The 23,748-nt window shown below is 42.8% G+C and carries 22 protein-coding genes; 6 read left to right on the top strand and 16 right to left on the bottom strand.

All coding sequences use genetic code 11. The features are described 5' to 3' along the window. Positions 1 to 20: 20 nt before the first annotated feature. The 7 genes from AC4HAF_RS06155 to AC4HAF_RS06125 all read right to left on the bottom strand — a co-directional run bounded on the left by AC4HAF_RS06155 (position 21) and on the right by AC4HAF_RS06125 (position 7,178). On the bottom strand, positions 21 to 1,130 hold the full coding sequence (locus AC4HAF_RS06155) for a glycosyl hydrolase family 8 (RefSeq protein ID WP_491097081.1): 1,110 nt from the start codon (positions 1,128 to 1,130) through the stop codon (positions 21 to 23). Between the two features lie 11 nt (positions 1,131 to 1,141). Further along, positions 1,142 to 2,452: a glycosyltransferase family 2 protein gene (locus tag AC4HAF_RS06150; protein WP_491091582.1), complete on the bottom strand. Its 1,311-nt coding sequence runs from the start codon at positions 2,450 to 2,452 to the stop codon at positions 1,142 to 1,144. A gap of 145 nt (positions 2,453 to 2,597) precedes the next feature. Further along, positions 2,598 to 3,386: a hypothetical protein gene (locus AC4HAF_RS06145; RefSeq protein WP_491097080.1), complete on the bottom strand. Its 789-nt coding sequence runs from the start codon at positions 3,384 to 3,386 to the stop codon at positions 2,598 to 2,600. 7 nt (positions 3,387 to 3,393) lie between these two features. Continuing rightward, entirely contained in the window at positions 3,394 to 4,542 is a 1,149-nt protein-coding gene (gene wecB / locus AC4HAF_RS06140) for a non-hydrolyzing UDP-N-acetylglucosamine 2-epimerase (protein ID WP_491097079.1), read from the bottom strand. 338 nt (positions 4,543 to 4,880) lie between these two features. Further along, entirely contained in the window at positions 4,881 to 5,579 is a 699-nt protein-coding gene (locus AC4HAF_RS06135) for a M57 family metalloprotease (protein WP_491097078.1), read from the bottom strand. A gap of 184 nt (positions 5,580 to 5,763) precedes the next feature. Further along, entirely contained in the window at positions 5,764 to 6,291 is a 528-nt protein-coding gene (locus AC4HAF_RS06130) for a DUF1307 domain-containing protein (RefSeq protein WP_491097077.1), read from the bottom strand. Between the two features lie 92 nt (positions 6,292 to 6,383). After that, positions 6,384 to 7,178, bottom strand: coding sequence for an alpha/beta hydrolase (locus AC4HAF_RS06125; protein WP_491097076.1), 795 nt, complete (start codon positions 7,176 to 7,178; stop codon positions 6,384 to 6,386). 84 nt (positions 7,179 to 7,262) lie between these two features. Here AC4HAF_RS06125 and AC4HAF_RS06120 point away from each other — a divergent pair, with 84 nt between their 5' ends. Further along, complete coding sequence (locus tag AC4HAF_RS06120; protein ID WP_491097075.1) at positions 7,263 to 7,595, top strand: CHY zinc finger protein; 333 nt, start codon at positions 7,263 to 7,265, stop codon at positions 7,593 to 7,595. 92 nt (positions 7,596 to 7,687) lie between these two features. Here the strand turns inward: AC4HAF_RS06120 and AC4HAF_RS06115 are convergent, their stop codons facing one another. The 4 genes from AC4HAF_RS06115 to trpX all read right to left on the bottom strand — a co-directional run bounded on the left by AC4HAF_RS06115 (position 7,688) and on the right by trpX (position 12,435). Further along, entirely contained in the window at positions 7,688 to 9,352 is a 1,665-nt protein-coding gene (locus AC4HAF_RS06115; protein WP_491097074.1) for a ribonuclease J, read from the bottom strand. A gap of 195 nt (positions 9,353 to 9,547) precedes the next feature. After that, on the bottom strand, positions 9,548 to 10,309 hold the full coding sequence (locus AC4HAF_RS06110) for an ABC transporter ATP-binding protein (RefSeq protein ID WP_491097073.1): 762 nt from the start codon (positions 10,307 to 10,309) through the stop codon (positions 9,548 to 9,550). Then, positions 10,306 to 11,175: an ABC transporter permease gene (locus AC4HAF_RS06105; RefSeq protein ID WP_491097072.1), complete on the bottom strand. Its 870-nt coding sequence runs from the start codon at positions 11,173 to 11,175 to the stop codon at positions 10,306 to 10,308. The genes AC4HAF_RS06110 and AC4HAF_RS06105 overlap by 4 nt, the downstream gene beginning before the upstream one ends. Before the next feature lie 267 nt (positions 11,176 to 11,442). After that, complete coding sequence (gene trpX / locus AC4HAF_RS06100; protein WP_491097071.1) at positions 11,443 to 12,435, bottom strand: tryptophan ABC transporter substrate-binding protein; 993 nt, start codon at positions 12,433 to 12,435, stop codon at positions 11,443 to 11,445. 148 nt (positions 12,436 to 12,583) lie between these two features. Here trpX and AC4HAF_RS06095 point away from each other — a divergent pair, with 148 nt between their 5' ends. Both AC4HAF_RS06095 and AC4HAF_RS06090 read left to right on the top strand, forming a co-directional pair. Further along, complete coding sequence (locus AC4HAF_RS06095; RefSeq protein ID WP_491097070.1) at positions 12,584 to 14,233, top strand: Rqc2 family fibronectin-binding protein; 1,650 nt, start codon at positions 12,584 to 12,586, stop codon at positions 14,231 to 14,233. 151 nt (positions 14,234 to 14,384) lie between these two features. Further along, complete coding sequence (locus AC4HAF_RS06090; RefSeq protein WP_491097069.1) at positions 14,385 to 15,788, top strand: amino acid permease; 1,404 nt, start codon at positions 14,385 to 14,387, stop codon at positions 15,786 to 15,788. A 154-nt stretch (positions 15,789 to 15,942) separates the two neighbouring features. Here the strand turns inward: AC4HAF_RS06090 and budA are convergent, their stop codons facing one another. The 5 genes from budA to AC4HAF_RS06065 form a co-directional block, all read right to left on the bottom strand. Next, a complete protein-coding gene (gene budA, locus AC4HAF_RS06085) occupies positions 15,943 to 16,659 on the bottom strand; it encodes an acetolactate decarboxylase (protein WP_491091300.1) in 717 nt (238 codons plus the stop codon). Positions 16,660 to 16,673: 14 nt separating this feature from the next. Further along, the gene (gene alsS, locus AC4HAF_RS06080) at positions 16,674 to 18,353 is read right to left on the bottom strand and encodes an acetolactate synthase AlsS (RefSeq protein WP_491097068.1); all 1,680 of its coding nucleotides are present in this window, start codon (positions 18,351 to 18,353) and stop codon (positions 16,674 to 16,676) included. A 134-nt stretch (positions 18,354 to 18,487) separates the two neighbouring features. Next, positions 18,488 to 19,717 carry a tetratricopeptide repeat protein gene (locus tag AC4HAF_RS06075; RefSeq protein WP_491097067.1) on the bottom strand — a complete coding sequence of 410 codons (1,230 nt, stop codon included), beginning with the start codon at positions 19,715 to 19,717 and terminating at the stop codon, positions 18,488 to 18,490. Beyond that, the gene (locus tag AC4HAF_RS06070) at positions 19,707 to 20,876 is read right to left on the bottom strand and encodes an AI-2E family transporter (protein WP_491091303.1); all 1,170 of its coding nucleotides are present in this window, start codon (positions 20,874 to 20,876) and stop codon (positions 19,707 to 19,709) included. The genes AC4HAF_RS06075 and AC4HAF_RS06070 overlap by 11 nt, the downstream gene beginning before the upstream one ends. A 50-nt stretch (positions 20,877 to 20,926) precedes the next feature. Beyond that, on the bottom strand, positions 20,927 to 21,406 hold the full coding sequence (locus tag AC4HAF_RS06065; RefSeq protein ID WP_491091304.1) for an NUDIX hydrolase: 480 nt from the start codon (positions 21,404 to 21,406) through the stop codon (positions 20,927 to 20,929). Between the two features lie 84 nt (positions 21,407 to 21,490). Between AC4HAF_RS06065 and AC4HAF_RS06060 the strand changes: the two genes are divergently transcribed. The 3 genes from AC4HAF_RS06060 (at position 21,491) to AC4HAF_RS06050 (ending at position 23,592) form a co-directional block, all read left to right on the top strand. After that, positions 21,491 to 22,513, top strand: a complete 1,023-nt coding sequence (locus AC4HAF_RS06060; protein ID WP_491091305.1) for a lactonase family protein — start codon at positions 21,491 to 21,493, stop codon at positions 22,511 to 22,513. Positions 22,514 to 22,518: 5 nt separating this feature from the next. Beyond that, a complete protein-coding gene (locus AC4HAF_RS06055; protein WP_491097066.1) occupies positions 22,519 to 23,334 on the top strand; it encodes a sugar phosphate isomerase/epimerase family protein in 816 nt (271 codons plus the stop codon). A 63-nt stretch (positions 23,335 to 23,397) separates the two neighbouring features. Further along, positions 23,398 to 23,592: a hypothetical protein gene (locus AC4HAF_RS06050; protein ID WP_491097065.1), complete on the top strand. Its 195-nt coding sequence runs from the start codon at positions 23,398 to 23,400 to the stop codon at positions 23,590 to 23,592. Positions 23,593 to 23,748 lie beyond the last annotated feature (156 nt).

Here is a 23,748-nt window from a genome sequence, read left to right as displayed (position 1 = left end):
TGCTGCTTCTCAAGAAAAAATCAGTCTCCCAAAACAGCCATAGTTGTCAAGGCTGAGTCGTAATAGTTGGTTGACGACAGACCATCGATAAAGACTTTCTTTTCCTGCTGATGCAGGCGTTCATATTTATGCTCCAGCTTCTTAGCTGCATAAAAGACAGGTGCGTCAAAGCTGGCAGACTGATGGTCGTCCAAGCGTTTGCCGTTTAGTTTATAGCCTGCATAGATGGTTTTTTGTTTCATAAAGAAATTCATCATCTTTTTGAGCATTTTTTGACTTTGCTTGTCCTTGCTTCTGGCTAAGTTATAAGGCATACGGCAGGCATTGTAATAATAGTCGCCGTCATACTTGCTGGCAACCAAATTCGCTTTGGCCGCCTTGACCTCACCGGACTTACGAACCCACATAAAGTCTGGGAAAAGGCCTGACTTGTGCTGGTCGCTCATTTTTTCCAAGCTATCAAGCATTGAAGCCTTAATCGTCTTCCAAGTGTCATTTTTACTGAAATTGTAGAAAACATCAAACTGTTCCGGCAGAACATCCGACGTTCTGACCAGATCATAATAATCACTTCCCTTGACAGCCCAATTTCCGACAGTCAAAGATTTCGTTTCCGAATTGTAATTGTAGGCTAAAATATCATTTAAAAGGAGCTTAGCCTGCTTCTTATAGGTGTCCGCTTTATCTGACCAGAGTTCAGCAGCCTTGATCAGCGAGTACGCAATATAGAGATCCCCGTCTGTAGCGCTGTTAGACAGATCTTCAATCGATCCGTCTGCTTTGATGTTTTGTTTCCAAGACATCAGCTGCGTACCTGCAGTGCGGTGATCCATGTAATAGCGATAGAGTTTGCTGAATTCGGACTTGCTGTTGACACCTTTTTGAGCCGCCTCAACAGCAATATACATCCCGTAGCCCTGTCCTTCAGAAAGAGCGGTTGTTTCATCTTCGTTTGCTGCCGTCTTAACATAGGCACTTTTACCGTGGGTTACCACGTAGTATTTTGACCATTCGTCATAAACATTTTGCTGCATATCATCAGTGCTCTTAATGCGGATAAGGTAAAACCCTGCAGTCAGTATGGCAAGAAAGAGGATAAACCAAATATACTTTAATTTCTTCTTTTTCACTTCTTTCTCCTTTAGCCTGCAAATCGTTTTGTCTTAACCCATTTCGTTCCGTCACGGCGTAAGATTTTGTCCATGATAACAGAACTGATAGATGAGATAGATACTATGATAAAGAGCTGCGTATAAGTAAAGTAAGACAATAAGGCAATCCAAATCTGTCTAACCGTTGCCTGACCGTACTGAGTGGCCTGTGAGATAGAAATCTGCAACAGATAGAGCAGAATCATCAAGAACCAGTTGAACAGCAACAGCTGAGCCATGTATACATTATTGGTATCAAAGGCAAAAGGAATTTGCACTCCCGGTTTAAATAAGCCGATAAATAAAGCAATCAGATTAGAGAAGAAAAGAATATCTGACAAAACGATGGCCGCATTAAACCAAAAGAAAGTACAGGTATAATAGAAAACTTCCCATTTTACACGCCAGTTGCCGCGGCCGAAAAGGTGCTTGAAATTGGCAATAACCACTTCATAATTTCCCTTAGCCCAGCGTTTTCGCTGTAAATAGTAAGATTTCAGCGTTTCCGGCTCCTGCTGGAAGGCCTCAGAGTTGTGGGCCAGAGCGATCAGCTTGCCGCTCTGCATAATCTTAAAGGAAATGTCCGTATCTTCTGTTAACGCACCGTTGCGCCAGCCGCCGATACTCTTAACAAACTCGGTATTGATGATAAAGTTCGTTCCGGGAATTCGGCCGATTTTACCTAAGTGCCACATACCAACGTGCTGTATCCGCTGTGTTACAACGATTTCCTGATTGATACAGCGGGTTAGGAAATTTTGGTTGGCATTGCGCGTCTTATTGCGTCCAAAGGCTGCAACATGACGTTCAGGATCTTCCATGACTTTTTGCACAAGAAAGTACAGAGCATTTCTTTCAGGCATGGCATCGGCATCATAAACACAGATGTAATCTCCCTTAGCCATTTTCAGGGCATCATTTAAAACGCCTGCTTTTCCGCCTGTACCGGTACGGTCAATCAAGGTTAAATCACGGTCGGCATATTGCGGCAGGGCCTTTACCTTTTGCATTTCCTGATAGGTATTATCTTCACAGTTATCTGCAAAAAGAATAACTTCCAGCTTGTCATGCGGGTAATTCATGTCTAAAATAGCCTTAGCTGTCTGTGCAATAACCACATCTTCATTATGGGCCGGAACAACTACCGTTATCACCGGGTATTCCGGCAACGGGCTGGTATCAACATCAAAATCACTGTGTTTAAACCAAAAATGAACGGCCGACATAAGGATAATCAAGGCCATCGCCAAGGAAGACCAAATTGAGATTAAACTAATAATCATTAAAATCTGACTAATCATCATCCACCGCCTTAAAGTTTTTATTGACTCTTTCGAGAATAACTAAATAGCTAATGAATAAGATGACAAAACAGGCCGCAAAAAAGAGACTTATGCCAAGCCCGATATTAAAAAATACATTTGTTAAATTCATAACTCCACTCACCTAATATTCTACAATGATATGAGTTTCCAACAGACGTTCCAGCCTCTTGATAATATCCTCATAATAAGCATAACGCTGCCAATTTTCATGATCGACCAGTTGATAGCCATACTGGAATTGGATTTCATGAATACTGTTTTCGTTATTGAAGCGTATCTTGCTCAGGTTAATACTGATTTCTTCTTCCAGTCCTCTGCGCCAATTAGGATCCGAACTGGTTTGAATAATGAGAAATAAACCATTTCTTAAGTAGAAAACTCTGTCGCTGTCTTCTTTGGACTTAAAGATAGCACGGTTAATCCGCTTAATACTGGCATAGTATTCTTTGGGCTGCGTTTGCTTAAACTGTTCAGCATGTGCCCAGCTGACCAGCATGGTCTGAATGGTAATGCCATCATCATGCTGAGCCTTACGGGCATAATACTCATAGTAGCTCTTAGCCTTAGAAGTCTGAACGGCAATGGCACTTTTTTTCTCTAAAATCAGAGCTTCCAGCTGATTGGCAATCATTAAAATAATAGGCAGAGCAAAAATCAAAACTAAACGGTCTCTCAAGGGAATATAAGAAATACCGATCACAAGAATAAAGGCACTGATAATAAGCGTAAAGAGCTCTGTCCAGGTTACCAGCAAATCAGTCAGAAACCAAGGCGTCAGCACAGCCATAAAAATAAGAAAGCCGTAAATGCCCGCAATCATCGTTCCGTACTGCAAAGAAATATAGAGGCTTGAACCGGCAGCTAACAGCAAGAGCAAAAGCATGCCGGAAAGGTTTAGTAATCGTCTCATTCTGAACTCATTCCCCCATTCCAAACTCTTCCGGGCGCTTACCGCCGTTGAAGTAATAAGAAATAGCATCTAAAATGCGTTCAGAAGCTTGACCGTCTCCGTAAGGATTCTTAGTCTGCGCCATTTTATCATAGGCTGCTTTATTGTCCAGCAAGTCTGTCATCGCACTTCTTACATCAGCTTCCTTGGTTCCTACCAGTTTCAAAGTTCCGGCAGCTACACCTTCCGGACGTTCTGTCGTGTCCCGCAATACTAAGACAGGCTTACCTAATGAAGGAGCTTCTTCCTGAACACCGCCGGAATCAGACATGATGAAATAGCTCTTATTCGCCAGATTATGAAAATCCATAACATCGAGCGGTTCAATCAGGTGCACCCGTTTCACATCAGCTAAGATTTCCTTGGCTGCTTCCTGAACAGAAGGGCTGAGGTGAACCGGATAAACAATTTCAACATCGGGGTAGTCGTCCAAAACTGATTTTATCGTTCTAAAGACTCTGCGCATGGGCTCACCTTGATTTTCACGGCGGTGCATAGTGACTAAAACAATCCGATTATCCGGATTAATAGCATCAAGCACCTTGTGATGGTAGTCCTCTTTCACTGTCAGTTCAAGGGCATCAATAGCCGTATTTCCAGTGACAAATACCTGCTCAGCAGGATGATTTTCTTTTAACAGATTATCCCGGCTTTGATTGGTTGGTGCAAAGTAAAGGTCTGTTACAACATCAGTTACCTGACGGTTGACTTCTTCAGGAAATGGCGAATATTTATTCCACGTCCTGAGACCTGCTTCAACATGACCGATTTTGATTTGATTGTAAAAAGCAGAGATACTGGCTGCCAGAGTCGTCGTTGTATCTCCATGCACTAAGATGACATCAGGCTTTTCAGTCTTGAGAACTTCGTCAAGCTTGCTGATTACATTGGTCGTAATCGTTGACAGTGTCTGTTCCTTGCTCATAATATTCAAATCATAATCAGGGTCAATGTGAAATGTTTCCAGTACTTGATCAAGCATTTGCCGATGCTGAGCAGTCACAACTGTCACTGCATCAAAACGGTCAGCCTGCTCTTTCAAAGACCTGATCAACGGAGCCATTTTAATGGCTTCCGGTCTCGTACCGAAAACAAGCATAACTTTAATTTTTTTCATGTTTCCTCTTTATGATAATTTTAAATTAATGTATACTAAAATGATACATCTTTGTCATAATATCACTATTTTATTACATTTTCAAGACAAAAAGCTTTGAATTCTTTAAAAAACTTTTCCCTTATTTTATGATTATATTAAAAAACGCCCTTATTAAATAAGAGCGTTCAATTATTCAAAATCCTTGTTTTATTAACCTTCAGCTGAGTTCAAACAGAACATCATATTTTTCTAATAGAAAAATAAAATTAACAAAATCCATGTTCAACTATTTCATAGATAACAATAAAATTAAATAAATATGATATCTATATTATACTGCTCAAATTGTTTCACATTTAAGAAGCATAGAGCTTCTTGACAGCAGTAACATCAACATCTTGGATACCGTGATAAGAACCTGATGACGCCATGACAGAGGCCTCATTATCATCGTGACTAAGCCCGATAGCATGACCCAATTCATGTTCTGCGGTATGAACAATTCTCTCAAAACTATAGCCGTAGTCCTTGTTCAAAAGATAGTAACGATTGAGCTTAACATCAACATGACTGATACGGTTGGTAACAGCGTTGGTTTCAGATTCAGCCAGACCGGCAGCCTGGGAGGCAGCATCTGTATAATCAGTAGCTATAATATCAGCAGATTCTTTATTAGAAACAAGATTAAAAGTGAAACTGCCTGTCGCATTCCAATTAGCAAGGGCTGTCTGATAAGCTTTAATAAAAGTCTCATCAGTTGAAGCTATATAAACTGCAGCTTTGTTCTCAGCCCAGCGGCTGCCGCCTTCATGCTCATAATTATCGGTAGACAATTTGGACATAGTATCTTGAAGGTTGAAATCACTGCTGAAAAAAGTGGAAATTCTATTGAGCTGATTAGAAACAGCAGCCCCAAAATCAGCTTTATTGCTACTGGTAAAATAGAAAAAAGCTATTGCAATAACTGCCAGAATAATGGCCGTTCGCAAAAGACTCCAAATCAGACTGAAAATTAACCTGGGAATAAAAAATAAAATTCTAATTATTCTTTTCATAAGGAGATGTCCTTTCGTTTTTGTTAGAAAAGACCCAAAACTTTCAAATTACGTTTAAGTATAGCAGGCATTAAAATAAAAAGCAAGAATTTCTTGTGCCGTCACAGATTTTTAAAACTAAAAAGCGAGACAGCAGGCAGCCGGCCTTAGCCTCAGCTTTGCTGTTTCGCTTATAGCTGCTCTTTTATTTAAGGTTCAGCTCTTTAAACTGTCCTTTTTTAACCTTGGTATATCCTTGTTTCTTAAGCAATTTTTCACTTTTCTTTAAACTAATATAAGCTGCCCTTTTACCTGAAGGTGTATCAAGATCTATTTCCGGCAGTTTTTCTGCCAACTCATCAAGATCAGCTTTGTTATAGTCAACACTGAGTTTTTCTACCAAATAGGTATCTTTATAGTCGATGCTTTCTTTGACACCTGTAATACCTTGGTATTTTCCTGCTTCGTCAGAAAGCTTTTCCTTAGCTGCTTCTGCATCATCTACCTTAAGTGCTGCATAGGTTATCGTGTTTTGTGTTACCTGTTTAGTGACGCGATCGCTCCCTTTTTTATGGTAGTAAGTCAGCCGGACATCTGCTGTATCTTCTTTAAACATTTGATAATAGACAGCCCTTGTATTGGAAGACTTTGCGCTGGCTGTGTTTTGAACCAGCAGAGCTGTGAGTAAAACTGCAGCAAATGCTCCCAAAACAAAGATAAGTTTCTTTTTCATAAATAAATTCCTCACTTTCCATTTATACTCCTCATTGTAACCCCTTACAAATAACCTGTCAAGCTCTTCAAAAATGAAGCCTTGGCATACAACTAAGACAGCCGCTCTTCTTTTTGGTAGTCAATGGGAAGCCATTCTAAAAGAAAATCAAGCTGTTTTTCCCAATAATACCACTCGTGCCTGCCATGATCCGTACGATAGTCAATATCGAGTCCCAGCTCTTTTAACTTTTGAACAGCAATCTCATTAGCCGGGTAGAGAAAATCTTCATAGCCGCACCAAGCATAGAATTTTGTCTGCTTATCCGATTTTTTTGCCAGTGTCGTTAAAAAATGTTTCTCCAGCTCTTCTTCTTTCTGTAAATCACCAAAAACGCCCTGCCAATAACTTAGCGAACCTTCTGTAGCTTCGGTTAAATTTTTTCCGTCAATACCGATGCCAAGAGCACCTGAAAATGAGGCAGCATGCGAAAATTTATCAGTGGAAAGAGCAATTTTGTAAGCTCCGTAACCGCCCATAGAAAGACCTGCAATAAAGGTTTTTTCGCGTTTTTTCGTCATATTAGGAAAAAAGCGCTGCATGACTTTAGGCAATTCTTCAGCAATCATGTCATAATAATTAAGGCCGTAAGCAGTGTTGGTATACCATGCTAAATCCGTTGATGGCATGATGACAATTAAATTTGTCTTTCTCAGCAGGCGCTCAATCGCTGTGCGTTTCTGCCAGGAATTCTCATTGCCGCCCATGCCGTGCAAGAGATAGAGTACAGGAATATCGGTATCATTAACATACTGTTCTTTGATTTCTGCAGCATCCGGATAAATGACATTGACATGGCGTACCATATCTAAGCTTTGTGATTGATATTCTATTTGAAAAAAGGCCATCGTTTTCTCCTCTTTATTTTTGCCTTCATTATAGCATAATTTATTTTCTTTTGATAAACTTAAAAAGAAAGGCAGGAAAGAAAAATGCTTACAATTTACGGCGATTTGACTGACAAAGAAACAAGATGCACAGACTACCACGGTCCGACAGATATTGTCGCTTTGAAATGCTTTGCCTGTCAGAAATACTACCCTTGTTTTAAATGCCACAACCGACATGAAAACCATCCTTTTGAACCTTATCCGCAGCATCTGAAAGAAGACCGGGTCGTTTTTTGCGGAGCCTGTCAAAAGGAGCTGACCATTGAAGACTATAAAGGAAAAGCAGCCTGTCCTAACTGCGGCCATCCCTTTAATCCCGGCTGCAGCCGCCATTATGACCGTTATTTTACCGATAACCCCTTCACAAACAGCTAAAAAGAGACCTCAGCATAGCAATAAAAAAGGAAGAGCCAAAATCACTCGCTTTTAGGTGATGATTTTATCGCTCTTCCTTATTTTGATATTCTTTATCCTCTGACTTCCATAACAACCGGTAAAATCGCCGGACGGCGCTTGGTCTGATCGAACAGGAATTTACCGACTTCATCGCGGACAAGAGACTTCAATTCACTCCAGTCAAAATTGTCCTGAGCCAGATAATTTTCAACCGCATTATTAACAATATCAGCGCTTTCACGCAGAATATCCCGGCTTTTTTTCACATAGACAAAACCGCGGGTATTGATTCTTGCCTTGGAAATAATCTTCTTTTCTTTCTTATTGACCGTCAAAGCGACAATAAAAATACCGTCTTCTGACAGAACCTTACGGTCACGCAGGACAATATTGCCCACATCACCAATCGCATTACCGTCAATCATAACATCCCCTGCAGGCACAGATCCCTCATGGACAAAGCCATCCTTGCCGTAAACCATGATGTCCCCGTGCTTCATGATGTAAATATTTTCCGGAAACATACCAATTTCAAGTGCCAAATCAGCATGAGCAGCCAGTTCTCTGTATTCTCCCTGAACTGGGAAAAGATACTTTGGTTTAAGGAGGTTGATCATCAGCTGAAGGTCCCGGCCATTGGCATGTCCTGATACTCGAAGATCCTGTGTAATCAGTCTGACATTGCCGCCCGCCTTATAAATCAGATTTTCAACCTGTGCCACAACAGCTTCTTTAGAAACCGTCGGTGTTGTCACAATGTACACCAGATCTCCGTCTTTAATTTCAACATAGCGGTGGCGACCGATAGCCATTTTTCTAAGGCCGTTCAAAGGCTCGCTCATCCGGCCTGTCTCTAAAATAATCAGCTCATGATCTTCAAACTTATGCATGTCTTTGGGTTTGACAATGAGCTTTTCATCTACAACTGAGAGCTTTTTAAGGCGGATAGCCGTACGGACGATATTTTCCACATCAAAACCGGTCAGAACGACACGGCGGCCATTATTAGCAGCAGAATCAAAAACCTGCTGGATACGCACAAGATTAGAGGCCACTGCCGCAACAATAATGCGTCCTTCCCAGTTGGAGATAACCTGCTCCATTTCCACGCCTACTTCTGCTTCACTGGCAATTTGGACATTGCTGTCAGCATTGGCCGAATCTGACAGGAGAGCCAGAACACCGTCACGTCCGATTTCAGCAATGCGGGCTAAATCTGTTTGATAGAGCTTGCTTGCGGCCTGATCAAATTTAAAATCGCCGGTATAGACAATACTGCCTTCCTTCGTACCGACAACAATTCCCAAGCTTTCGGGGATTGAGTGCGTCGTTTTAAAGAAAGAAATTAAAGCATCGCTAAATTCAATTTCAGTCTCAGCATCAACTACATGAAAATTATGAAATTTCTTTGTCGCATCATTATTTTTCACAACCAGTTTAGCCAGCTCAACAGTCAGCTCTGAGCCAAAAACCGGTGCTTTGACATTGGTCAAGAGATAAGGCAGGGCACCGATGGCATCAGCATGCCCGTGTGTCAGAAAGATTCCCTGAACTCGTTTTTTATTTTCAATCAGATAATCCAAATTGGGTATCACCACATCGACACCCAGCTGTTCATTTTCCGGATATTTCAATCCGGCATCCAGAACAAAAATAGAATCATTGACCTCTGCCAGATAGAAGTTCTTTCCGTTCTCCCGAACTCCTCCCAGGGCCATAATTTTAATGTCAGTCATTAGTTCTCCTTATGTTTTCATAGTGTTTTCAAACAGCATAAGTCGGATGACTTTCTGCCATTTTTTACTATTTTTATTTTCATACAAACGGTCCTCGCCGCCTGCGTTCATGCACAGACTGACAAGTCGAATTACTGCGGGCAATAAAAAATTGCATACATGAGTAGTATACAACTTTTCAGCTTATTTTTCAATTTATTCAAACAGGCCATAGTAGTCGGAAATATCCATTTCAGCCTTTTCTTCAGCTGACAGATCCTGAATAATGCGTCCTTCTTTCATGACCAGCAGCCGGTTGCCGTATTTGAGAGCATCTTCCATACGGTGGGTAATCATGAGGGCGGTCAGATGGTCACGGCTGACAAATTCTTCGGTCAGCTCCATCAGAGCCACACTGGTTTTTGGGTCAAGAGCAGCTGTATGTTCATCAAGCAAAAGCAGCTCCGGCCGCTTGATTGTCGCCATAAGAAGACTTAAGGCCTGCCTTTGTCCTCCTGACAGGAGACCTGCAGGTGTTTCCAAATGCTTCTCAAGACCGTTGCCGATTTTATCAATAACTGCCTGAAATTCCTTTTTATGCGCATGAATGTTACGCGAAACAAGGCTGCGACGTTCTCCGCGGTACTTAGCGATTAAAAGATTTTCAGCTACTGTCATTCGGGGTGCTGTTCCCATTTTAGGATCTTGAAAGACCCTCGATAGGTATTTGGCACGTTTTTGGGCCGGATAGGCAGTCATATCCTCTCCCATGATTGAAATGCTGCCGCTGGTCAGGCTGAGCGTCCCGGCCAGAACATTGAAAAGCGTTGATTTCCCAGCTCCGTTCCCCCCAAGAATGGTCAAAAAGTCATGCTCATAGATATCAAGGCTGACATCGTCGAGAATTGTCTTGTAATCATCAAAACCATTGTTGACTTTGACGGTGGCATTTTTTAATTCAACAATTTTTTTAGTCATCGGGATAGCTTCACTCCTTTAAAAAATTTCTTTTTCAATTCCGGAATCATCAGACAAACAGCCAGCACGACAGCACTGAAGAGTTTGAGGTAGTTGGTTTTAAAGCCCAGAGAAATGACTGCCAAAATTAAAAATTGGTAAAGAACAGACCCGATAACAATCGCTATAAGACGCTCCAGCAGGGTCAGACTTGTTGAAAAGAGCACCTCTCCGATAATAATACTGGCTAAGCCGATGACAATAACCCCAATGCCTTTGGAAACATCAGCATAACCGTCTTGCTGGCTGATAAGGGCACCGGCCAGAGCAATCAGACCATTAGATAGGACCAAGCCCATCAGCTCCATTTTATCGGTATTGATTCCAAAACTTTGCGCCATATCGTGATTGTCACCAGTCGCAATATAGGCCTGACCCAGACGGGTATTCAAAAAGAAAATCATGCTGCCGACCACCAATATGACAAAGATAAGGCCCAGAACCAGCAGGTTGACGCTGCCGGAAAACGGCAGCAGATCCTGTAATTTTCTGGCATTGAGCAAGCCCAGATTAGCACGTCCCATAATCATCAGCATGATGGAATGGCAGGAGGTCATGACCAAAATTCCCGACAAAAGAGTAGGAATCTTTCCTTTTGTATAAAGGAGACCCGTTACCAAACCTGCCAGACAGCCTGCCAAAACAGCTATGACAGTTGCTAACAGTGCATTGGTGCCTTGCGTAATCAGCGTCACCGCTACAGCACCGCCCAAGGGAAAAGAACCCTCAGTAGTCATATCCGGAAAGTCTAAAATCCGAAAGGTCATAAAAATGCCCAAACCTAAAATAGACCAAAGAAAACCTTGTGAAATTGTTGAAAGTAACATCTTTTATCCTTCTCTTATAAATATCTTCTATTTTAACACAAAAAAAGGAGGGGGACAAAAATCATTTGTGATTGTTTGACCCTGTCTCCCTCTTGAATAAAGGAAATCTGTCCAGCTTGAAACAAAAGTCTCTTTTCTTTGATACTTTTTTAGCTCGCCGCTCGTGAAAAGTTAAATTTATACGGTAATCTGCGGATTTCATTTGCTTATCAAGATAAGCAAATGAAGCTTTGTTTATAGTCTGAATTTGTTTTCTTTAGATATGAATTACTTATTTTTTGCCTTTTTAAGCACGTCAGAAGGAATCGTTACGCCCAGTTCTTTAGCCACTTTTTCATTGACAACAGGATTCCCCTTGTCAAAGATGTCAACAGGCAGGTCAGAAACTTTTTTTCCTTCAAATAGTTTCACTGCCATCTTGCCGGTAGCAACACCAAGTTCATATTGGTCAACCACAACCGAAGCAAGTCCGCCTTCATCAACCATGGTATCTACGCTTGGATAAACAGGTTTCTTTGCTGCCTTAGCGGCTGATATGACAGTCGGAAAGGCACTGGCAATCGTATTATCCAGCGGAATCCAGACAGCGTCTGCTTTTTCCAGCATAACGTTCATGGTAGTAGCAATCTCGTTGGTTGAAGGAACAGAATACTCCACTACCTTGTAGCCTTTTTTCTCTGCCGTTTTCTTGAATTCGGCAACCTGAGATTTAGAATTATCTTCACTGCTTGAATAGATAACACCGATTGTTTTGACTTCTGGTGTCAGGCTTTTTACCAAATCAACCTGAGCTTTGATCGGCGTCTTGTCAGACACGCCCGTGACATTGCCGTCTGGTTTTTTAAGATTTTTAACCAGCTTAGCACCGACCGGATCCGTCACAGCACCCATGACAATCGGGATATCCTTTGTAGCGCTGGCTAAGCCCTGTGCTGCCGGCGTAGCAATCCCGATCAGAACATCATTTTTATGATTAACCAGATTTTGGCTCATGGTTTGAACCTTGCTTTGATCTCCTTCAGCATTCATAAAATCAATTTTGATTTTCTTGCCGGAGTAGCCTTCTTCTTTCATGCCGTCTTTAATCCCCCGGTAAATTTCATCCAGAGCATCGTGGCTGACATACTGGAGCACACCGACCTTAAAAGTATCTGACTGAGAAGCCTTTTGATTTTTGCTGCTGAGAGACTGGTAAGCAAGGATGCCGATAACAAGCAGGGCCAGAACCAACAGAACTGCTATTAGACGTTTATTTTTCATAGTTCCTCCTCAAATAAGTCCTGCCTTTATTTTACAGCAATTTTCAGCTTTTTTCAATACAGTTTAAAACGCTTTCGCTGTTCTTTAAGGGCGCATCGAAGCTTTCGTGTGGTATAATAGAAAAGACTAAGAGAAAAGAGGAAAAACCATGTCCTTTGATGGCTTTTTTTTGCACCATTTAACCTTGGAATTAAAAGAACAGCTCCTGGGAGGCCGGATTCAAAAGATTAATCAGCCTTTTGAGCATGAGCTGGTTCTATCAGTCCGCAACAACCGACAAAATTACAAGCTGCTGCTCTCGGCCCACCCTGTTTTCGGCCGGATACAGGTAACGAAAACGGATTTTGAAAATCCGCAACATCCCAATACTTTTACTATGATTATGCGAAAGTACTTGCAGGGAGCCGTGATTGAACAGATCGAGCAGATTGATAACGACCGAATCATCGAAATCACTGTCTCCAACAAAAATGAAATCGGAGATCAAATCAAGGTTACTCTCATTACTGAGATTATGGGCAAACACAGCAACATTATTTTGACTGACAAAAATGAAGGAAAAATCATTGAGTCCATTAAACATATCGGCTTTTCCCAAAACAGCTACCGAACCATTTTGCCAGGCTCTGCCTATCTGGCACCGCCAAAAACGAGCGGGCAAAATCCTTTTACCATCTCTGATGAAAAGCTCTTTGAAATCCTGCAGACGCAAAATCTTGAAGCCCGCAGCCTGCAAAAACTTTTTCAAGGACTGGGGCGCGATACGGCTGAGGCATTAAGCAGCTGTTTAACTGCCGACAGACTGAAAGCATTTAAGCAGTTTTTCAGCCTGCCGGTCTGTCCTGTTTTGACGGAAAAATCCTTTTCTGCGGTCAACTGGAATAACTCTCAGGAAACATTTGCCAGTCTTTCTGATTTACTGGATTATTTTTACCAAGACAAGGCCGAACGCGACCGCATTGCCCAGCAGGCCAGCGATTTGATTCACCGCATTCAAAATGAACTGGAAAAAAATAAGAAAAAACTCAAAAAACAAGAAAAAGAACTGCAGGATACCGACAAGGCCGAGGACTTCCGCCAAAAAGGAGAACTGCTGACAACTTATCTGAATCAGGTCCCTAACAATCAGGACAGTGTCGTGCTTGATAATTATTATACAGGTGAAAAAGTAGCCATTGCACTTGATAAGGCTTTGACCCCCAGCCAGAATGCCCAGCGCTATTTTAAAAAGTATCAAAAGTTAAAAGAAGCTGTTAAGCATCTGGGCGGATTGATCGAAGAGACCAAAGCTACTATCCAATACTTAGAAAGTGTCGATACGGCTCTCAATCAGGCCAGCCTGTCTGAAATCAGCGAGATTCGCGAAGAATTAGTCGAAACAGGTTTTGTTAAGCGCCGCCACAGAGAGAAGATTCAAAAGCGCAAAAAACCTGAACGCTACTTGGCTTCTGACGGTAAAACCATCATTATGGTCGGTAAAAATAATCTGCAAAATGATGAGCTGACCTTTAAAATGGCCAAAAAAGGCGAACTCTGGTTTCACGCCAAGGATATTCCGGGCAGCCACGTCCTCATCAAGGATAATCTCAGTCCCAGTGATGAGATTAAGACTGACGCCGCTGAATTAGCTGCCTATTTTTCTAAAGCCCGCCTTTCCAACCTTGTTCAGGTTGATATGATTGAAGCCAAAAAACTCAACAAGCCAAGCGGGGGCAAACCAGGTTTTGTCACCTATACAGGGCAAAAAACCCTGCGTGTCACTCCTGATGAGCATAAGATAAAGGCTATGAAAATTTAAAAACGCGGGACAAAACTCTGCGCTTTCAGCCCAGTTTATAGGTCCCGCCTTCTTATTTTCTGCTGCTAAGCTCCTGCGCATTTGAAGCTTTATTTGTACTTTTTGTAAAATAATACTATAATAATAAAATATTATGGAAAAGGATGAAATTATGTCAGATCAATCAGATACCAAACAGACCAGCCAAGATTCCAACGAACTGGAAAACGGTATGGTCCGCGGTCTGCAGAACCGCCACGTTCAGCTCATTGCCATCGCCGGAACCATCGGAACCGGACTTTTTCTGGGAGCCGGAAGATCCATCAGCCTGACCGGCCCGTCGATCATCATCGTTTACCTGATTACAGGTTTTTTTATGTTCCTGATGATGCGGGCTATCGGTGAGATGCTCTATTACGACCCCGACCAGCATACCTTTATTAACTTTATTACCAAGTATGTCGGTAAGGACTGGGGACATTTTTCGGGCTGGTCCTACTGGCTGTCGCTTATTTTTTTGGGCATGGCAGAAATCACTGCAGTTGCTACTTATGTTCAGTATTGGTTTCCTACCTGGCCGGCCTGGATTATCCAGATTGTCTTTTTGATACTGCTGTCGTCTATCAACTTGATTGCCGTCAGAGTTTTCGGAGAAACAGAATTCTGGTTTGCCATGATCAAAATTGTTGCCATTTTGGCCTTGATTGCGACCGGAATTTTCATGGTACTGACTGATTTTAAAACGTCTCAGGGCCATGCCAGCCTAAGCAATATTACCAACAATTTTGAATTTTTCCCTAAGGGCTGGACGAGGTTCTTTATGGCCTTTCAAATGGTCTTTTTTGCCTATCAGGCTATCGAATTTGTCGGAATTACAACCTCGGAAACGCAAAACCCCAGAAAGGTTCTGCCTAAGGCCATCCAAGAAATTCCGGTTCGGATTGTCATCTTCTACATCGGCGCACTGATTGCCATCATGGCTATCTTCCCTTGGCGGGCTCTGCCGGTTAACGCATCGCCCTTTGTCATGGTCTTTAAACTTGCCGGAATCAAATGGGCTGCTGCCTTAATCAATTTTGTCGTTTTGACTTCAGCAGCTTCGGCGCTTAATTCCACTCTTTATTCGACAGGACGGCATCTCTACCAGCTGGCCAATGAAGTGCCCAACCCCGTCCTAAGTTATTTCAAGGCTAATCGCCTGTCACGGACAGGTGTTCCAAGCAGAGCTATTATCATGTCAGCAGTTGTCATTGCTATCTCAGCCTTTATCACTGTGCTGCCGGGAATATCAGATGCTTTCGCCCTGATTACGGCGTCCTCATCAGGTGTTTATATTGCAATTTATATCCTGACTATGATTGCCCACTACAAATACAGACAATCCAGTGATTTCATGGCGGACGGCTACCTGATGCCGGCTTATAAGCTTTCTAATCCTATCACCACACTCTTTCTTCTCTTTGTTTTTGTTTCCCTCTTTTTGCAGGATTCAACCTATATCGGTGCTGTCGGTGCAACGATTTGGATTATCGGCTTTGGCCTTTACAGCAAGCTCAAATTTAAGCACCAGCCATAAACGCGTAAAATTAAAAGTGAGATACAGAATCAGTATTCCTTAGGAATTAATTCTGTATCTCACTTTTTTTGAAAAATCAGCTTTAAGTTCTGCCTTCCGGCTGCCGGCACAGGCAGCTCTTATTCAGACTTTGATCAGCCGTTTTGCTTGCCAGTTATTCAGCCTTATCAATATCACCGCGAACTTCTTTGGCATTGAACTTCGCAAAAAGATACTGGCGGTCTTGAACAGGAAAACGCTGATCCAGCTGATCAACTGCCCCTACTTCAACCTGACCTTCTGTGATCACATAATCCATGACATGCCCGCCAAAGGTATGATCATCAGAAATGAAATGAAGGTGATAGCCTGCTACACTGACTCCGTGAAAGATTTCCGGCGTCCAGATACCGACAATGGTCCCGGTAATATTTTCTGCTGTGTATTCAGGCTGGTGGGTTGCGACTTCAGCAAATTTTTTGTCTGATGTCGAACGCGGAATCATACGGACGTGCATTTTGGCAAAATTACCGTGAATTTTAATAGAGCGGAAAAGATTTTCGCCGTCATAATAAGATTCTATGCGCGCCTGCAGTTCTTTATCGGTCATTTCAAAACGCTGTTTAAAGATAACCTCAGCCTGATGGTGAATAACAGCTGCATAAGGAACTTTCATATCATCAGGTACTTCAACAACCTCAGGCTTATCTCCGGATCCCTTAGCCTGATAGGCTTTGCCGTCCAAAACAATAAGCTCTCCGTCAATAGAATCAAGTGTCCCAAGACCCAAATCACCGTACTCCAGCAGTTCGCCTACTGTCAGCGAACCGCCGTAAAGACCTGCCATAAGAGCTCCCAGGGTATTGTACTGAAACAATTTATTGGCTTCCATTTTCAAACTCCTTTCTAGTAAAACTCATCTGGTAAAATCGTCTCACCCAGTTTAATATTATCCTTGTAATCAATTGGAATATCAATGAGTACCGGACCGTTTTCGGCTTCTTTCAGAGCTGTTTTCAGAACAGCATCAAACTGCTCCTTGCTGTCAGCCCGGTAGCCCTTGGCACCAAAACTTTCAGCATATTTAACAAAGTCAACAGACCCGAAATCAACGCCCGATGAACGGCCGTACTTCATCTCCTCTTGAAATTCAACCATATTGTATTTGCCGTCATTCCAAATGATATGAACGATAGGCAGATTAAGACGAACCGCCGTCTCCAGCTCCTGCCCGGAAAAAAGAAAGCCCCCGTCTCCCGAAACAGAAATAACTTTGGTATTGGGGCGCAAAAGACTGGCTGAAATAGCCCACGGCAAAGCAACTCCCAAAGTTTGCATACCGTTTGAAAAGAGCAGATGGCGGGCTTCATAACTCTTGAAATAACGAGCCATCCAAATATAGTGGCTGCCAACATCAACAGTGACAGTCATGTCATCGGTGGTCTGATTTTGCAGGACATCAATCACATCAAGCGGATGGACAAGTCCCTTTCTTGGTGTCTTATCAAATTTGACATCTTCTACCACATTGTTGCGAAGGCCTTTAAGGTATTCCACTGAACCATCCGGAAGCTCATAGCCGTTGACCGCAGGCAAAAGCAGATCCAGTGTTTCTGCTATGTCGCCAATCAGTTCACGTTCAGGCTGGAAGTAGGTATCAATCTCAGCAGGAGCTACATCAATAACGATAATGCGGGCTGAAATTTCAGCATTCCAGTTGCGGGCTTCGTATTCGATTGGGTCATAGCCAATCGCAATAACCAGATCAGAACGTTTAAGCAGCATGTCTCCCGGCTGATTGCGAAACAGACCGACACGGCCAAAGAACGTATCATCTTCTAAGTCACGTGAAACAATCCCCGCTCCCTGAAAGGTCTCAACAACCGGCAGTTTGACAGCGCCCAGCAGCCTGCGGATAGACGCTGTAACGGGTGCTGCTGATGCACCGTTTCCTAGAAGCAAAACAGGAAGAACAGCATTTTTAATAGCCTGCGCTAAATAATTGATATCAGCAACAGATGCAGATCCCAGTTTAGGGTCTGTCAGAGGTTTAATCGCTTTAACAGAAACAGGACTGTCCGTCACATCCTGAGGGATTGAAAGGAAACTGGCTCCCGGTTTTCCAGCCTTAGCCAGACGATAGGCATTGGCAATATTTTCAGAAAGTGTCTGCGGATCCTGGACCTCAGCCGAATACTTGGTAATCGGCTCCAGCATCGCTACATTGTTCATAGATTGATGGGCACGTTTTAAAAGATCCCCCCGCTTAACCTGACCGCCGATCGCCAAAATAGGGTCGCCTTCAGCTGTCGCTGTCACAAGACCGGTCGCTAGGTTCGAGATACCGGGTCCGCTGGTTGCAATAACGACACCGGGTTCTCCGGTAATACGTCCGATGCCCTGAGCCATAAAGGCAGCATTTTGTTCATGACGGGCCACAATCAGCTCAGGCCCCTTATCTTCTAAGGTATCAAAGACGCGGTCAATCTTAGCGCCGGGAATGCCAAATACATACTTGACATCATGATTAATGAGGCTGTCAACAATCAAGTCAGCCCCATGGTTTTTCTTATTGTTTTCTGTCATTTAAGATCCTTTCTTCACAAGTTTCATGTCAATTATACCACAGATTTTTCAAGACTTTGTGAATTTTTATTTGTGAATTTCTGAGCGAAATCATGAAAACACTTTCAAAAACAAAGGTTCGCTTTTTTGTTTTCTCAGAGCTGCTCCAAAAGGTCTGCTATATCGCTGTCATCAGGCACCAGCTGCAAGTAATTATCAGCCAAGGATTTAGCCTTTTCTTTATAACCGAATTCCCGCAGAATGTAGATATAATCCTTGAGAAATTCCGGATTATCGGTCAGATCCGCTGCCAAGTCATCGTAAATCCCGAGAGCTTTTTCATCAGCGTCCAAGGCTTGATAGGCTTTAGCAATGTTCCACTTAGTCAGCACATTGTCAATAGCCTCGCTGTCTAAGTTTACCACTTCCTCAAAGCGCTCTTCTTCCAAATACAGATTGCTGAGCCGCATCAAAATTTCTTCGTCATCCTCAGCAACATCCAAAGCCTTAAGCAGATAGTCTTCCGCTGCTTTTTTATCGTGCAGCTCATAGGACAGCTGTGAAGCTAAGAGCAGCAGCCGGCTGTCAAATTCATTTTTAGCGATCCCCTGCTGCAGCACGCGCAAGGCATCTTCTGTTTTGTGCTCGGCATGAAGAGAAAGGGCATAGACATATTCATAACCCGCAAAATCAGGATTCATAGTATCCAGCTGCTTAAAGTAGAGATTGGCTCTTTGATATTCGTCCTGATCATAGAGAAGGACAGCTGTTTCAAAGACCGTTTGGTCATTGAATTCAATTTCGACGGCCTTTTCAAAAAACTCAACTGCTGCTTCAAATTTTCCTAAATCGGCATAAGCACGGCCGATTCTTTCATAGGTTGAAATACCTGTTGCTTCCAGAATGTCACGGTTATCCAGCTGAGCATAGTGATCAACCGCCTCCTGAAAAAGCTCTAAGTTCATTTCGATTTCTGCCAGGCCAAAAATCACAAGAGGATCCTGACTGATGCGGCTGGCCTCAAGCATTTTTTCTCTGGCAACATCTGTCAGGCCTTCTGCATCATATAAGTCAGCTTTAACCAGAAGCGCTCCCAGATAATCAGGACTCTCTGGAGCAATGGCATCCAGATACATAAACGCCTCGTCAGTCTGGCCGTCTTCGCTGGCAATCTGCGCCAGATTGATATTGACTTCAGGGAAATCAGGCTGCAGCTGCAGATAAATCTCTTTAGCCTGCGGGTAAAATCCAATAGACTGCAGATATTCTGCCAGAGATAGAAGCGTTTCTGAATCATCTTCTCTCAGCGCCCGTTTTAAATATTTTTTAGCATGCCCCAAATCTTGATTTTGAAGCGCTGCAAGCATTTTTTCACTATTTAACATCTTCTTTACCGACCTCTTCTTCTTTTTCATAAAGTCCGCTGACAGGCTTGTACCACTCAAAAATCTCTTTGGCAAGAACTTTCAGAGAAGCATAGACAGGAATTCCTAAGAAAACACCCCAAACACCAAACATAGAACCTGCTGTCAGCAAAATAAACATAATGGTAATGGGATGGATACTGAGTTTGCTGCCCAAAACAAGCGGTGACACAAAGCGCCCTTCAATGGTCTGCTCAATGGCAAAAACCAATATGACTTTCACCACCATAATCGGTCCCTCAACCAGTGCCAAAATTAAAACCGGAATCGTAGCCAGGAAACTTCCCACATAAGGGATCAGATTCAAAAAGCCGGCAAAAATCCCGAACGTCACAGCATAGCGCAGGCCAATGATACTGAACATCAGCGAAAACAGAAAGCCAACAATAATAGCCACCGTTACCTGACCCTGAACATAGCTTGCCAGCTGGCGGCTGACATCACTGAGAACGCGGTGAGTCGGCTGGCGCATTTTTGTCGGCAGATAAGAAATAAAGGCCTTTTTCATCTTGCTGCTGTCGCGTAAAAGGTAAAAAACAATAAAAGGCGAAATCAAAACAGAAACCGTAACACGCGCAAGCACAGAGGCAAAATTCCCTGCCCAGGTTACAGCACCTTTAGAAAAGGACTCTGCATAATCGACAGCCTTCTGGCTGAAATCCGTAACCGTCTCTTCGATTTGCGGGCGAAAGCTGGCCAAGGTATCATTTTTTAAGAGATCCGACACTTGATCATCAACAGACCTGACATAGCTCGGCAGCTGCCTGATAAAAGAAGACAGCTGGTCATTGAGCATAGGAAAAAGATTCGCCATTCCCCAAATCAAAAGCCCTGCGATTGCCAGAAAAACAAGCGTAATGGCTGTCACACGGTTGGTTCCCCGCTTCTCAATAAAATCAACAATAGGCTTTAAAAGGTAATAAAGCAAAGCTGAAATAACCAAAGGAAGCATAATAACAGCCATGAAAGAAATGACGGGCTTTAAAATAGGACTTATTTTCGTGAAAACAAGAACATTCAAAAAGACTAAAAGCAAGACCAGCAAAACGGTCACGGCTTTGTTATTTAGAAACCATTTAAAAAACCAAGTCACATCAAATTTTCTTTGATTATTATCCATCCGTATTCTCCTAACAAGTATTTCCTACTTTATGTCTGAGGGTTTTACAGCTATTTGCCATAAAACGTCACTTGTTTATCAACGAGTTTTTTCTGATCATAGGTAAATTTAGCCGAGAAAAAAGGAGCATCCTCTAAAATCCATTTAAAAATTTCATAATCGCCTTCCCAGGTCGGCTTTTGAAGAACCTGATCATAGGGAACCCAAGCAAGTGTTCCTTCTCTGCTTTCTTCATCCGAAATAAGCTCGCCGGCAAAATCGGTCACCTTAAACACATAAGTATACCAATCGTGACCCGGTGTAAAGTCTGGGAAGGTAATCACACCTTTGAAGTCCATTTTTTTGACTTTCAGATGCGTTTCTTCAAAAATTTCCCGACGCGCGCACTCATCGGGACTTTCTCCTTTTTCTATTTTACCGCCGACACTGATCCACTTGCCCTCATGCACATCGTTTTCTTTTTTATTGCGGTGCAGGAGCAGCAGCTCACGTCCGTTATCAATATAACAAATCGTCGCTAACTTTGTCATTTTTTTGTGTCCTTCCTTTTCTCCTTTATTATTATAACAAAAATTATGCTATAATTTGGACAAGAAACTAAAAGGACGGCACAAATGATTGAAACAGTTTATTTTGGAACTTATACCAAACGCACATCAAAGGGTATCTACACCGCTCGTTTTGATACTGAGACAGGACATTTGTCAGATCTGGAGCTGCTCGCAGCTGAAGAAAATCCGACTTATCTGGCTTTTGATAGGCAAAATCATCTTTTCAGCGTCTCAAAACAAGATGACAAAGGCGGGATTGCCAGCTTCACTAAAGACGGCCAGCTTATCAACCGAGTCTTGGAAGAAGGCGCTCCGCTCTGCCACCTGAGTGTTGATTGTAAGCGCCGCTTGGTTTACGGTGCCAATTATCATAAAGGAGAACTTCTAATATACAGTATTGCTGATAACGGTGCTCTCCGTTTGCTGAATAAAGAAATCCACCACGGATCGGGAATACATCCTAACCAAGCCAGCCCTCATGTTCATTTTGCAGGCCTGACACCCGATAACTGCCTTCTTACTTGCGATTTAGGAACAGACTGTGTGACAACTTACACTGTCAGCTCAAGCGGTCAGACAGCTGAGATCGGCAGCTATCAGGCAGCAGCTGGTGCCGGCGCCCGGCACATTGTCTTCCATCCTCATTTAAAAACCGCTTATCTCGTTTGTGAGCTTAACGCCAGCATAGAAGTCCTAACTTACAGCGGCTGCGGGCAGTTTACACACCGCCAAACTATCTCCACTCTTCCGCAAGCCTATAGCGGTGAAAATGCCTGCGCTGCTATTCGCATCAGTTCAGACGGTAAATTTGTCTACGTCAGCAACCGCGGGCATGACTCCCTTGCAGCCTTGAAGGTCACTGGTGATGGTGCTTTAGAATTCCTGCAAATCATCTCAACAGCAGGCAGGCAGCCGCGTGATTTCAATCTCACGCCCGATAACCATCACCTGATTGTCGGCCATCAGGATTCTGATAACATTACCGTTTTTAGGCGTGACAGCCAAACAGGACGACTGACAGAGCTCAGCCATGACTTTAAAGCTCCTGAAGTGGTTTGTGTAGCCTTTAAAAATACGAAAGTGTGATGGACATGCTGGTAAAATTAGGTTTAAAAACCAGCAGCGACCCCGAACAATTGGAGAGCCGACTGATTCATCAGCCCGAAGTACTTGAATTTTATACGGATCAAGATGATTTTTTAAAAGACGGGCTCAAACGCCTGAACAAAGCCATCCAAGAGGTTAAAGCGCGCGCTACAGATAAAATTATTCTCCATCAGCCTATGACGTTTCAAGGTGACTTTCTGGAGATGATTGTGCCTGAAGAACTTTTTCCTGAAACCTTTTATTTCTTGGAAAAATCAACCGCTGATCTGCTGCAATTAGCATTTGACCACAATGTTCAGGTGTTGGTTCACGGCTCTTACACAATGCGCAACAAGGCTGTGATGTCTTATTATGGCAGCTGGGAAGCAGCAAATCAACACCTTTTTGACCGGCTGGATAAGTTTTCAGACTTAGGCCGGGAGCACATCATGTTTGAAAATTCTATCTCACCCCTCTTTTACTTTGGCGATCCTGACTATGATGCTCTGCTCTTTGCCAAAAACTACCGACTGGCCTACGATCTTTCACACGCCTTTATCAAAATGCAAGGGAGCAACCCCAAACTCCTTGCTTCACTAAAAACTTTAAAAGACCATATTGTTCATTACCATTTGGTGGATTCCATGGGCAAAACGCATGACAGCCTGCCTTTGGGGCAAGGAAAGATTGACTGGGAAGCCGTTCTTAAGCTGCTCAATCCAAATGCCACTTCTATCTATGAAATTAATCTTAAAGATCTGCTGGATCCTATTGAACAGCTGCAAAGCCATGATTTTTTGCTTAGCCTGTCACAAAAATAAGGGCAGGACTTCCAAATTCAGGGCTTTTATGGTTTAATAGAGAAAAAGAAATGAGGTAAGCCTATGAACCCAACTGAACTGTTTAATCAGGTCAAAGAACTGATTGAAAAACGCGATTTCTCTGCTGCTCAGGATTTCATTGATCAGCATAAAAACGATCTGGGAGATTACTTTGATCAGGCGAAAGCCCTGCTTGACGGCGGCAAGGGGCTGGACGGCCTTGCTGACAAAGTCAAAAGACTTTTCGGCGGGAAATAAAAAGCGAAAACGTGCCAGAATTTGGCACGTTTCAGACTGAAGACAAAGCTCTTAGAAATTGGTTTCTAAGAGCTTTTTGCTCTGTTTAGGAGTATACTAAAAGAAAACGGTTTGTGAGGTAAGGCCATGTTTCACAAAGAAAAACCAGATTATAAC

Source organism: Streptococcus sp. ELY_90, assembly GCF_058314475.1.
Note: the sequence above shows the minus strand (reverse complement) of the source record. Positions and strands in the feature narration are given on the sequence as shown.